At 38.7% G+C, this 12,995-nt stretch carries 10 protein-coding genes; 7 read left to right on the forward strand and 3 right to left on the reverse strand.

Annotation, left to right across the window (positions count from 1 at the left end):
- Positions 1-201: 201 nt before the first annotated feature.
- The 3 genes from M3210_RS08620 to M3210_RS08630 all read left to right on the forward strand — a co-directional run bounded on the left by M3210_RS08620 (position 202) and on the right by M3210_RS08630 (position 4,711).
- Positions 202-1,155: a nucleoside hydrolase gene (locus M3210_RS08620; RefSeq protein WP_349774331.1), complete on the forward strand. Its 954-nt coding sequence runs from the start codon at positions 202-204 to the stop codon at positions 1,153-1,155.
- Between the two features lie 160 nt (positions 1,156-1,315).
- Positions 1,316-2,257 carry a ferrochelatase gene (locus tag M3210_RS08625; RefSeq protein WP_251513307.1) on the forward strand — a complete coding sequence of 314 codons (942 nt, stop codon included), beginning with the start codon at positions 1,316-1,318 and terminating at the stop codon, positions 2,255-2,257.
- A gap of 759 nt (positions 2,258-3,016) precedes the next feature.
- Positions 3,017-4,711 (forward strand): methyl-accepting chemotaxis protein, encoded by a 1,695-nt coding sequence (locus M3210_RS08630; RefSeq protein WP_251513309.1) that lies wholly within the window; start codon positions 3,017-3,019, stop codon positions 4,709-4,711.
- 278 nt (positions 4,712-4,989) lie between these two features.
- Here M3210_RS08630 and M3210_RS08635 read toward each other — a convergent pair whose 3' ends face one another.
- On the reverse strand, positions 4,990-5,580 hold the full coding sequence (locus tag M3210_RS08635) for a restriction endonuclease (RefSeq protein WP_251513311.1): 591 nt from the start codon (positions 5,578-5,580) through the stop codon (positions 4,990-4,992).
- Between the two features lie 1,518 nt (positions 5,581-7,098).
- A complete protein-coding gene (locus M3210_RS08640; RefSeq protein ID WP_251513313.1) occupies positions 7,099-8,517 on the reverse strand; it encodes a M20/M25/M40 family metallo-hydrolase in 1,419 nt (472 codons plus the stop codon).
- A gap of 375 nt (positions 8,518-8,892) precedes the next feature.
- Here M3210_RS08640 and M3210_RS08645 point away from each other — a divergent pair, with 375 nt between their 5' ends.
- The 3 genes from M3210_RS08645 (at position 8,893) to M3210_RS08655 (ending at position 11,310) form a co-directional block, all read left to right on the forward strand.
- Positions 8,893-10,482 carry a BCCT family transporter gene (locus tag M3210_RS08645; protein WP_251513316.1) on the forward strand — a complete coding sequence of 530 codons (1,590 nt, stop codon included), beginning with the start codon at positions 8,893-8,895 and terminating at the stop codon, positions 10,480-10,482.
- 169 nt (positions 10,483-10,651) lie between these two features.
- Positions 10,652-10,876, forward strand: a complete 225-nt coding sequence (locus M3210_RS08650; RefSeq protein WP_251513318.1) for a hypothetical protein — start codon at positions 10,652-10,654, stop codon at positions 10,874-10,876.
- A gap of 125 nt (positions 10,877-11,001) precedes the next feature.
- A complete protein-coding gene (locus M3210_RS08655) occupies positions 11,002-11,310 on the forward strand; it encodes a DUF3784 domain-containing protein (RefSeq protein ID WP_251513319.1) in 309 nt (102 codons plus the stop codon).
- Between the two features lie 53 nt (positions 11,311-11,363).
- On the opposite strand, the gene M3210_RS08660 is transcribed toward M3210_RS08655, so the two are convergent.
- Positions 11,364-12,101, reverse strand: a complete 738-nt coding sequence (locus tag M3210_RS08660; protein WP_251513320.1) for an SDR family NAD(P)-dependent oxidoreductase — start codon at positions 12,099-12,101, stop codon at positions 11,364-11,366.
- Positions 12,102-12,273: 172 nt separating this feature from the next.
- On the opposite strand from M3210_RS08660, the gene M3210_RS08665 reads away from it, so the two are divergent.
- Positions 12,274-12,891, forward strand: a complete 618-nt coding sequence (locus M3210_RS08665; protein WP_251513322.1) for a TetR/AcrR family transcriptional regulator — start codon at positions 12,274-12,276, stop codon at positions 12,889-12,891.
- Positions 12,892-12,995: the final 104 nt, after the last annotated feature.

The following is a 12,995-nucleotide window of genomic DNA, read 5'->3' on the forward strand; positions in this document are numbered from 1 at the left end:
TAAAGTGTGGAATATAGTCATGAAAATGTGTCCCATGAAATGAGAGCGCTTTATTGTTATTTTTTATCGATGGCATGTGGCCGGCGTTCATGACAAGAGGACCGCTCTATTGTTAATTTTTCAATGAAGCAACCAATAATCTAACGATGATAGAATTGAGCTATGGATTGAATAATTTCTCAGGATTGGAATATATAGATTATAAATCGAGGCAAAGGGGGGCTTGTTATAGCGAAAAAAATACTGTTATTTTGTGATCCCGGAATTGATGATTCTTTAGCAATTATGTATGCCATGCTGGAACCTGAAATTGAACTAGTCGGTATTGTCACTAGCTACGGAAATGTAACAAAAGAACAGGCTACAGCAAATGCAGCATATTTACTGCAATTAGCAGGTAGAAATGACATACCGATTATTCCCGGTGCTTCTCAGCCGGTACAGCAAGAAGGGATAGCGTTTTATCCAGAAATACACGGTAAAGGTATTGGCCCGATACGACCTCCAAGTCATTTGCAATATCAGATTTATCCTTTTGATACAATCCGTTCTATTATTGAAAAATATAGAGATGAGTTAATCATTGTAGACACAGGTCGATCTACCACCCTTGCATATGTAATGGTACTGTTTCATGACTGTATCAATATGATTCATTCCTATTATGTGATGGGGGGAGCATTCTTTGTACCAGGTAACGCCACAGCATTGGCAGAAGCAAATTTTTATGGTGATCCAAAATCATCCAATTTTGTGTTAAACTTTGCTCATAATCTGACCATAACTCCATTAAACGCCACTCAATTCGCCATTCTTACTCCTGAACTCGTGGACGCAATTTCCAATAACGCGAATAATTTCTATGCTTCCATGATGATTCCTGTCTTTGAATATTACTACGAATTTTATAAAAAGTCAGTGCCAGGTATCCCCGGTGCTCCAATTCATGATTTGCTTACCGTTATGCTCGTTACTAACCCTGCAATCTGTGACTATATTTACTATGATGCAAATGTGATTGAGGATATAGGTGCTGAAGGGATGTCTTATATCGATATTCGCCCTACCTCCGAAGCAGGAAAAACGAGAATTGCGGTGCATCTCCATTATGACAAGTTCATACAGGAATTCACTAAAGTTATGCTGCCAGGATAATCAACATCCAGTTTTGATAGAAAACAGCTAATAGCAGGAAAAACTCAAATCAATAGCTTGGTCATTTTTTTGATGGATAGGAGACGTAAGCTTGATGGATGAAAATACCTCTGTAAATGATGTAGAATATGAGTTGACTAGGTTTTAAAGGAGTAAAGAAATGAATGTACTAGTTCTATTCAGTTATGGAAGTTTGACATCGATCGATGATGTTGCCGGATTTTACCAAGATATTTATCATGGAACTGCAACGGAAGCCGATGTAGCCAGAGGTTTTAAATTGTATGATTCGTTTGGCAAAGCTGATCCTCTAGGGGCAAACATGACGCGGATTGGAAAAACTTTAGCCACACGATTACAGAGAGTGACTGGCGAAGAGTGGAAAATGTATATCGCTAACAAGCATACCGATCCTTCGCTGGAAGATGTTGCCGAGGAATGTATTACATTAAACCCTAAACGTATTGTAACTTACAGCCTGACCCCTTTTGATACACTGACGGGAAGTACTGCCTATGAGAAGAAATTCACTAATATTTTCCGTAAACATAATACGAAAACAGAAATCATACATATTCCGCCATTCTCTGAAAATGAATCATTTATTAACGCGTTATCAGACCGGGTAAAAACAGCCTATCATTGGCTGCCGGAATCCACTCAGAACAAAGCAGAAATCATATTTACAGTCCACAGTATGCCTGGAGTACCAAAAGCACATCAAAAAATGATTTCCCAATACCAAGCCTTGGCTAGAAAAGTTGCAGAAAATGCAGGTGTCAAGAAATATCATCTTGCCTACCGAAGCGGTAAACCTCTTCCGGAAAGATGGCTCGGTCCAGATGTTTTGGATGTCGTCCGCGATCTTCATGCCCAAGGCGTACCATCTGTTATTTTTGTGGAAGCTTTATCTGTAATAGAAAACCTGGAAGCAATTCAAGAAGTTACAATTGAAGCTGTCGGAAAGGCGCAAAAACTTGGAATGCATGCGGTGCAAAGCGAGTTTTTAAATGACAGTGTGGATTTTGTGGAGGCTTTGGTTGAGCATATGCTGGATTTTGATGATTTACAGTTGACTGTGGCCCCATCATCTACAAATTGACTCAAAATAGGTTGAGACATTGATGTCACATTAGGATGAGACAAGGTTGAGATGATGCTCGTCCTTAGGCACTTTGCTAACAACCGTTTAGCAGGAGAAGTTATTTCACTACCTTGTCCGTTTGAGAAGAACTTAATAAAGCCGACTAATTCCAAGCTGAATTAGTCGGCTTCCTTCTTATGAAATATATAAGTACCTATTTAGCATGTTAGTCCCCGGAATAAAGGACACCCCTATTAGTGACTAGGACTTGATATACGATGATAGACACCGGATATCTAACAATTTTCTTGATATTCTCACCCGATCTTATAGTCAGTTGAAACTCATCCTTATAAGCACAGTGGTACAGGAGCAGTTTGGAGGCCTTTTACTTAATTAACCGACTACGACGACATGCGGGTTCTCTCTCAGACTAATATTCCTTTCACCCCCTTGACCCTCAGGGCTCTACAGATAATCTCCTCTAATCCCCTCCCCATTAACTTATAAATCTTTTTCCCCACAAAAGTTTGTTGGAGACGGTTTTAATTAAATTCAGGACTTTTCTCTTAATCACCCATTGAAATAGGTTACTGAAAGTAATACAATTATACTTGTGCTTTCACTACATAAACAATATTCACTAGAAAATACATATAACAATTGAACTAGAAATAAAGTAGAAGCACAGCAATCATAATTTATAACTGAAAGGAGAATCACTTTACTTAAAGTACACACAGCGATATAACATAGTATAAAATACGAGGTGTAACAATGAAAAAAATATTTAACTTCAAAAGTATCCGGACAAAGATATTAGCAGGATTCCTCTTTGTGATCCTTCTCGTTATTTTGTTAAGTTCATTTACGATTTATTCCATCACAAAGACAAACCAAGATTTAGAAGATTTGCTGGACACCGAACTGTCCCTCTTAATCATAGATGAACAATTAGCCATCAATATGGCCCATCGTATGAGCTTGCTGCAGAGTTATTTATTATTAGAAAATGAGGATTATAAAGTAGAGTTCGAGAGTGGAATAGAGGAAAGCATTGAGTTGGAGAACAGCGCCCTTGAATTAAGCAACTCTCAAGACTTGCAAAATCTGATTGAGAAAAAAATCGAATGGGGCATGCTGACAGATGAAATTTTCATAGAATATGAGCAAGGAAATGAAGCTGCCGCTAGAGAAATCATGGATTCACAAGTACAAGTACTCGGCAATGAATTGATTCAAGGATTTAATCAATTAGCGATGAATAGAGAAAGAGAAATTCAGAACGTCGGTGAGACAATTGAGAAAAACGGTCAAACCACCATGTACATCGGTATTATCATTTCCTTATCAGCCATTTTGTTAGGTGTTGCGATTGCAATGGTCACATCCAGTTCTATTGTGAAGCCGGTAAGAAGACTTATGGATCGTATGAAACTGATTGCGGGCGGCAGTTTAAATAACGTACCTTTAGAGTCAACTTCCAAAGATGAAATCGGTCAACTGGTAACTGCCACAAATGAAATGAACGACAGTATGTACAACGTGTTGGGTAAAATCCAAACTGTCTCTTCTACCGTATCAGCCCATAGTGAAGAGCTTACTCAATCAGCAAGTGAAATCAGAACAGGTACCGAGCAAATTTCTTTAACTATGGAGGAACTTGCAACTGGAGCCGAGTCACAAGCTGATTTTACTAATAAACTTTCAGAAACTGTCTCAGCCTTTACACAAAAAGTCGAAGCTACAAATGAAGATGGAAATCGACTAGAACAAGAATCCACTACCGTTATTAAAATGACTGAGGAAGGCTCAGAACTAATGGAGACTTCCATGCATCAAATGGAAAATATAGATGGAATCGTTCAGGATACTGTACAGAAGGTACAAGGATTGAATGAGAGATCCCAAGAGATATCCAAACTCGTCGTTATCATTCAGGGAGTTGCAGAGCAAACGAATCTACTCGCATTAAATGCAGCGATTGAAGCTGCCCGTGCCGGTGATTATGGAAGTGGATTCGCAGTCGTTGCAGACGAAGTGAGAAAACTTGCCGAACAAGTAAGCCATTCTGTAACCGACATCTCTTCTATCGTCGATTCTATCCAGCAGGAATTCGACCTTGTTACCAATTCATTATCCGAAGGCTATCAAGAAGTCGAACAAGGAACTAATCAAATCAAACTTACCGTTGAAAAGTTTGATAGTATACAAAATTCCGTCACAACAATGGTACAAAGTCTCCAATCTATAACTGAGAATATGGATGAAATTACAGAACAAAGTCAGGAAATGAACACCTCCATCCAAGAGATGGCTTCCATTTCCGAAGAGTCATCTGCCGGAATTGAACAAACTTCTGCTTCGGCACAACAGGCCAGCAGTTCTATGGATGAAATCACCGGGAGTGCAGAAGATTTGGCTCACCTTGCCGAAGAACTGAATGGATTAGTGAAAGGGTTTAAGCTGTAGAAGGCTTAGTCTGTACCATATTTTACTCCCTCAATTTTAACTTGAGGGAGTGTTTCTTTTCTTACAAAACTACAAAAAAGAACCGTATACTGTAAACAAAAGTTTCTCAATTTACTTTCCTATAATATGCAAAATTAGTTCTGATATGAGGGAACTTCAGGCTAACTGAAATAGTAAACCATCAACTACCTAATAAAATTATTCTCTAATATGATGTAGTCGAGTATTCATATTTAGTTACTACTTTATATCTGATTGATACAATGAATACACTCTACCTAACCATCAAATTTCTCAATTTCTTCCTCCGATTTCTTTAAACTCTTCAACCATTCTTCCACAAGCTTCACACCATCAATCAGTTCAATATTCAATCCTTGTGCATAGCTTCTTGCATTTTCTGTAAAGGATCCGGTAGTTATAACATAACCACCGACTGCCTCTCGCTTCACCATATTCGAATGGATAAGTGCAATCGGGTCAAAAGACAAATCTCCTTGATAGCATTTTACCTGACCTAAATATAAACCATCATCTGTTGTATGTTCAAAATCCACGCCGTAATCATTACTATGAGGAGAAACCCAAGTAAACCCGCCCCTAGTTATTTGAAAAATATCCGCAACGAAATATTCAAAGGAAATGGAATCACCTTTGAGGTAAATACTAGAATAATTAACTGGATTCTCTGCTGATTCATCTTTGAATCTTAAATACAGCCCCATCGCAAGCGTCCTCTTCCATTCTTCGTTTGATTCGTTATGACAATCAATGAGTATGTTTATCCGTTGATGTTTCCTTTTTGTATAATGAAAATGAAAGTATGCTGCAAGTAATCCTAAACCGATGATTATCTCTAAAACTAACATCTTGTGCCCCTCCCTACCTATTACGTTATTAATATTTATTAACATGATTGATAGAAAGTATACGGAGTGTGCATTTTAATAGTAGAAGAGAGTAAACGAAGAGGACACGAGCCGTATTCTTTGAACTAATATGGAATCCATGTATAATTATATGTAAATTCTATTAAATATAGTTATTATTGGTAAGCAGCATTGTTGTAGCCACGGAAGGATAACAGCCTTGGAAAAACTGTTAACAGTTTATTCCTAGGCTGTTTTTAGAGGGGAAAACAATGCTGAGTAAGGAAACACGATGTCGCTATTTTCTCCATTTAACCATGTTGGTGATTGATTTAGAAGGATTAAGCTTGGATTCAGCAAAACATCGACTTTCCTTTTTATCAAAATGATTCTAATAGAGTCATTGACCTTCCGTGTGAACTGGAACCGAGAGTGAGCACGATACTAGGATCTTTATGTTACATAAAGAAGAGCGTGATGCAAAAACCCTTTTCCAAAGGGATATACATATCAATTCTACTAGTTTATCCGTTCTGCATTCACATTTCGGTTTTAGATATGAAATGGGGGTGAGCAAAGTGAACAAGATTCTAGATTCTTTATTATGGGTATTAATCGTTGGAGGAATAGTTGGTTTTATTGCTCTCATTGCTGTTGGAGGTCTTACCTATTTCAATTTTTAGGAATGAAATCCAAGAAGAGTTTGTTTACTAGAATTTCGGAGGTCTGACGCTCCAAGAATTGACAAACACTCAAAAAAAGAGAACCATCCTCAAGATAAAAAATCCCTCATGTCGTGCAAGCTGCGCATGGAGGGATTTTTTGTTCATATTCCCTCCCGCATATCAAGATTCTACAAGACTAAACCGAGCAACTTTCAAGCCGGATTCTTTGAATTATTTTGAATTAAATGTATAATTGTATGTAGATTGAAATAAATTTTATTAGAGAAGGATTTTCTAAGGTTCTGTGAGTTTGACCATGGGAAATCAACAGCATTTGCTGTACTACGGAAGGATAACAGCCTTGGAGAAACTGCTTAACAGTTTATTCCCAGGCTTTTTTAGAGGGGAAAATGCCTAGTATGTTGTCTATACACTTCATTCAACCTATTTTCTTTAGTAGATACAGCACGTTTAATAGAGTACTTGAAAAGATTAAGCTGAAATTCGACTAGACGTAGAAGAACATTCAGCACCTCTCTTTACTAACAATCATATAAGTCATTGCCTTCCGTGAACTGTAGCCGAAAGGGAATTCAACAATTTGCCATTGATGGATTGCACATGTCGGTTTCAGCTATGAAATGGGGGTGAGCAAAATGAACAAGAACAAATTTCTAAATACTTTATTATGGTTTTTAGTAGTAGGATTTATTGTTAGTTTTATTGCTCTCATCGCTGTTGGAGGATTGACGTATTTTAAATTTTGATGATTTCAGGGTCGGCTAAAACAATGCGAAATAAGCAATTAATCCCTCATGCAGCTTAGCATGAGGGATTAATTTTATAACACTTTCTATCTATTCCTCACAGGTTCTTCATTCAATAAATAATTACCTATCATCTTGTTCACACCTTGTCCTTTTTTACCTCTAGGTGTTTCTTTACGTACGAAATCGTATATGGCGGAACCGATCAGTTCACCTGCTTCTTGGATACGATCTTGACTGATTTTATCAATCGTATCGAATGGAGTATGATACCACGGTTCTAATGCTGCCGTTTCTGGTTCTCTTCTAATAAAGTTGGCGGCATCGATTCCTGCTTCATAAAAAGCTACGTGGTCAGAGGCACCTCGTTCAAAAAGAATGAGTGAATCATTTCCTAATCTCTCTGCAGCATCACTCGCAGATTGCCAAACAAGGTTTGGTGCACCGTCCACCACATTGACAAACATGGCTGTCGCTTCTTCCCAATTCGTTCCGACCATGTCTAAATTGAAGTTTGCCGTACTTCTGGCCAACTCATTGTCGGAAAGCTGACTCACATAATATCTGGATCCAACGAGTCCAATTTCTTCCGCTCCAAAGAAAACAAACCGGACTTCTTTGTCAGTTGGATATCCTTTCATAATTCTCGCCAATTCTAAAACAACAGATGTTCCGGAAGCATTATCATTTGCTCCAGGTGCATATGGTACACTATCGTAGTGTGCGGTCACATACACGATATCATGATTTTCTGAAGGCTTTCCTTTCGGCTTTTTGACTGCGATAACATTTTGGGATTTCTGATTCGTAATCTCACTAATTTTGATTGTAGCCGTAATCTCTGATCCTTCAATTTCTTCTAAAAGTGCTGCCCCATCTGCTTGAGTAATCGCCACTACTGGGATAGAAGCTGTGTTGTCACCTAAGCTTGGTGTTGGAGGTACGAGTCCATCGGCATTATCATAAATAATTACCCCTGCAGCACCAGCTTCTGTAGCATGTTCAACCTTTTCCCAGAAAGAGAAACCTCCCCTTTGAATAAGGGCAATGTTCCCTACTACCTCTTCTGAAAAATCACCTGGTTCGCCTAAGCCAGCATGGTATATAGCTCCAGATACACCCTCTTCAGTCGTAGAAGAAGAGCCAGTCGCGATACGAATAGCAAGTTCATTATCGTCCATGGATGTCACTAACTGCCCCTGCATCCGATTGGCGATATCGAACTCCTGTGTACTGACGTCATACCCATAACGTTCCATTTGTTGTTGGATATAGCGCGCTGCCTCCTTTTCCTGATCAGTTCCTGTAACTCTTGGTCCGATGTCTTCACTTAAATAACTGATATGCTGCATCGCTCTTTTTGAATCAAATCTCTTGATAATTTTGTTATCGAAAGGGGATCCGGTATGAATCGTATCACTCTGTGGTTTTGCGGCAACCGTTGGCACTTGAAACATGGAGAATAATAGTGCGATTATAGCTAAAACAACGATATGTTTCTTCAATAAAATCTCCTCCTTAAATATGCTGCCTTTCATAGTTTGATAGACATAAGAGATTGATTACCTTACAAAAAATATCCCACCTCCTCACCTTTGTATACGCTTCCAACATGTTGACTATAAGTATAATAATCAAGCCTCCATTAAACAATCAGTCCTACACCTTATTTTGAATATAGAATGGGTGCTTCCTACTAGGTTTATAGATTGGGTAGAGTCTAAAATTGCGATATGAAAAAATAAGTACGTACTCCATTCAGTTCCCCATAAACCTACATGCTTAAAAATCATAAAAAGTGGTAATACAGATATGGGTGACTAAAAAAGAGAAATTAGTCAAATTCGTTTTACGAAAATATCATTTTTGGGGGTTATCTTTTGGGTAGTGAATATCAAGGAAAAAGAAAAAAGCGATTAGTAGATTATAAGATTTTTCTTCCTGCTATCTTAATTATTATCGCAATTTCGATTCCGTTCGCCTTTTATGAGGACGAATCCACAGCATTACTGAACGGAATCTTTGCCATGATTGTTGATATGTTTTCATGGGGCTATATTTGGTATGCTGTTATTTTAGTTGGTGCCGGGATCTGGTTATCCTTTTCTAAATATGGAAATGTCGTGCTTGGAGAACCTGGGGAAAAACCACGTTTTACATTATTTGAATACGCATCGATCTTAGTTGCGATGGGATTAGGCTCCACCATCATGCGGACAGGGATGACAGAATGGGCTGAAGTGGCAGTAAGTCCTCCTTTTGGCGTAGAAGTTGGTTCACCTGAAGCCTTGCTTTGGGGAAATGCGTATGGGATGTTCATGTGGAGTGTGCAAGTCTTTGCGATTTTTGTCATGGCAGCACCTGCAATGGGATATATCTTACATGTTAGGAAGCGGCCTGTTATGCGAATTTCCGAGGCGCTCCGTGTACTCTTTGGGGATAAATTTACCGATGGCATCGGCGGTAAAATCTTGGATATTATTTTCTTAATTAGTATTCTTGCAGGAGCGGCAGTTACATTAGGATTGGGAACTCCAATTGTTACTTATAACCTGTCCGAATTATTTAATATAGAAATCACGTTTGGCCTGACACTGATGGTTACCATCATTTGGGTGTTGTTCTTTACCATGAGTGCTTATTTAGGAATAGAAAGAGGGATTAAAAGACTAAGCACGCTGAATATGTATCTTGCTGGGGCGTTTGCTATATTTGTACTTCTCATCGGACCTGGTATTTTCATCTTAAACTTCTTTACCGATACGGTCGGCTTTCTATTCTCTCATTATATGGATATGTCTTTCCATACCAATTCATTGAATATTGGCGGGGAAAACCGAATCGAAAGCAATACGGTATTTTGGTTCGCATATAGCGCCACATGGGCCATGCTGCACAGTGTATTCGCCGCAAAAGTCTCCAGAGGCAGAACAATTCGGGAGATGATTATCACCTATATGCTTGCTCCACTTGCCGTATCTTGGATAGCGACTGCGGTTCTCGGTGGCTTAGGAATTCACCGTCATATAACAGGACAAGTTGATGCGCTTGCTATTGTACAGGAAGACGCGATGGCATTGATTCCAGAGATCCTTTCAACATTGCCGTTATCAACAATTGTTCTTGTTGCCTTCATTGTGATTGCGATGATTTTTATGATTACAACCCTGGACTCAACGACGTATACGATTGCTTCCTATGCAGGAACGGAAAATATGAGCAGGGTCGAACCTTCCAAGCACCTGCGCTTGATTGTTGCAGCAATCATCACATTGCTAGCACTCGTATTAATGAGAATTGGCGGGCTAGCTCCACTGGAAGTGTTATCGGGAATCATGGGTATCCCGATTATCGTTCTACAATTCCTGACGATCTATGCAGCCAAGAAAATGATGGATGAGGACCAAGCATGGCTGCACAATGTACGAGATAAGAATCCTAGAAATAATAGAAGAAAATATCGATATTAAAAATAAGCACACTGCCGAAATTTGGTGGTGTGCTATAATTTTGGTGTTTTGGAGACTTTAAGTTTTCCAATAGCTGCTTTTAGCTTGCACATGCAAATTGATTCACTTTTTTCATGAATGAAAACACATGAGTTGGAAAATCCTATAGTTAAAAATAGGAGAATTACAAATGAAAAATTTAACACGTGAACAAGCCATACAATTCGTAAATGATTTATTTAAGGAAGATCTCAGTAGCAGTTTTAACGAGCAGGCAGATCAAGCTGGTGAGAATGGCGATCCTAGCTTCGTCGTAAAGAACAGCAAAGGTGATGAAGTGGAAGTTTTCGTCGATTGGAATAAGGAAGAAGATATCTTGTCCTATGCAATAAATGAAGATAATCAGTCAGAATAAGAAACCACTCCAACCAGTCCCAGAGATAAGAAGTTATCACTAGAGGTACTATCGAAACCTATGGTACGCTTAGGTTAAGTGACTACTTCAATAAGAAAAAGAGACTTTATTTCAGGGGGATAAAAATGATTGGTCTGATTATTATAATTATACTCTTCATCGTAATGGGTATTTTTCTAATCAATGGAAAAGGTTCGTTCTTAATTGCGGGTTACAATACCATGTCTGAAGAGGAAAAAGCTAAATACGACACCGTTGCCCTTTGCAAATTCATGGGGAAAATGATGTTTGCTTTTGCTTTCATAATGGTATTTTGGTTAATTAGTGAAGTATATAGTATCGATTGGTTACTGTATGTGGGTATTGCTATATTTATTGGTTTGACTGTGTTTATGCTGATTTATATGAATACGGGAAATAAGTTTAAGAAGTAGAAAAAATAAAGGCTGAACCCTCATAGGCCCAGCCTTTATTGTACTTGTATTAATTATTGTGCAGTATAACCACCGTCAACGACTAAGGCGTTTCCAGTCATGAAGCTGGAATCGTCACTTGCCATGAACAGTACAGCTTTCGCCATTTCCTCTGGTTTACCTAGACGTTTCATCGGTGTTGCATTGGATAAGAATTCACGGTCTGTTTCACCTAGGATTGGTGTTTCGATAAACCCTGGGCAAAGTGCGTTTACGCGGATATTTCGCTCTGCGTACTCTAATCCTAGAGAACGAGTCAAGTTCACAACCCCAGCTTTAGCCGCATTGTACGCAGCACTTCCAGGTGATCCTACCAACCCGTACATAGAAGCGGTATTAACGATTACTCCACCGCCTGTTTTCAAGAACTCTTGGATGGCACCTTGTGCAACTAAGAATACCCCATCAAGGTCAACCTCGACTGTTTTTCTCCACTCGGCATAGGATAATTCTTCTGTCGGTTTCACCGCACCAATTCCAGCATTGTTGAATAAAATATCTACTTTACCGAAAGTTGATAGAGTTGTAGAATAAATATTCTTTACATCCTCTTCACTTGTTACGTCCGCTTTAACGAAAACAGCTTCAATGCCTTCCGCTTTTAATTCCTCTTCAAATGCTCTGCCCTTTTCCTCATTGAAGTCAACTAAAACTAGTTTTGCGCCTTCAGAAGCAAATAGACGTGCTGTTGCAGCTCCGATTCCGGAAACCCCACCAGTAATAACAGCTACTTTATCTTGTAATTTACCCATATTCGATTACCCCCTGTTATAATAAATATAGTTAAATCTTTTATAACAACGCTTACAACCTTATTATACGAGCTGAAAATAGGCAATCCAACCATCAATATTTCTCTAAATGTCTATTAAATAGACATTCTGTACACTTTTGTCTAATCTACTCACATCAGGAGGTAGTAAAATGAGCGAACCAGTTTCCACACCACGAACAAATCGGACAAAGGAACACTTCCAGTTGGCTCTTATTTCTCTTATTAAAGAGAAGGGCTTCCAGGACACTACCGTCAAAGACATTGTTACTACTGCAAAATATAATCGAAGTACATTTTACACCCATTATCAAGATAAATATAAACTGGCGGAGGACTTGCTTTTTACGATGCTGGAAGGACTAGAGCATGCCGTCGGTAAAGCTTATCAATCCAGACGCAAAGTGAATACGAAACAGTTAACAGCCGAATCCTTTCATATCGTTTCCTATATTTATGATCATCGTGACTTTTTTGAACTGATAAACTATGAGGACACGATTCCCGAGTTGCACACCAGATTTCCTAAAACGATTCTGAAAATATATCAAGAAAAATTCCAGTTCGAAACGATTAACAATTTGCCTGTAGACATGAATTATTTCACTCGTTACACCGCATATGGTTTCTATGGATTACTATCTTATTGGATCAGCACTGGATTTGAAGCTTCACAAGAGGAATTTATTGAAGAGGTTATTCAGTTGGCTCGAACACATATGGCTACGGTGAGGTTTGTTGGGGATTCTTCGGACAGTTCGAGAAACTAAATTAGTATTAATAAAATACCTGCCGACAGTTGGAGTGCTCATGACACGTGAGCACTCCTTTCTTACGTCCCAAATTTCTTTATTTCTTCCTCTAATAGCCATGC

The sequence above is a fragment of the Oceanobacillus luteolus genome, assembly GCF_023715655.1.
GTDB classification, from domain to species: domain Bacteria; phylum Bacillota; class Bacilli; order Bacillales; family Amphibacillaceae; genus Oceanobacillus; species Oceanobacillus luteolus.

Coding starts and splice junctions, on each gene's coding strand:
- M3210_RS08625 (WP_251513307.1), top strand. CDS start 1,316: ATGAATGTACTAGTTCTATTCAGTTATGGAAGTTTGACATCGATCGAT.
- M3210_RS08630 (WP_251513309.1), top strand. CDS start 3,017: ATGAAAAAAATATTTAACTTCAAAAGTATCCGGACAAAGATATTAGCA.
- M3210_RS08635 (WP_251513311.1), bottom strand. CDS start 5,580: ATGTTAGTTTTAGAGATAATCATCGGTTTAGGATTACTTGCAGCATAC.
- M3210_RS08650 (WP_251513318.1), top strand. CDS start 10,652: ATGAAAAATTTAACACGTGAACAAGCCATACAATTCGTAAATGATTTA.
- M3210_RS08655 (WP_251513319.1), top strand. CDS start 11,002: ATGATTGGTCTGATTATTATAATTATACTCTTCATCGTAATGGGTATT.
- M3210_RS08660 (WP_251513320.1), bottom strand. CDS start 12,101: ATGGGTAAATTACAAGATAAAGTAGCTGTTATTACTGGTGGGGTTTCC.
- M3210_RS08665 (WP_251513322.1), top strand. CDS start 12,274: ATGAGCGAACCAGTTTCCACACCACGAACAAATCGGACAAAGGAACAC.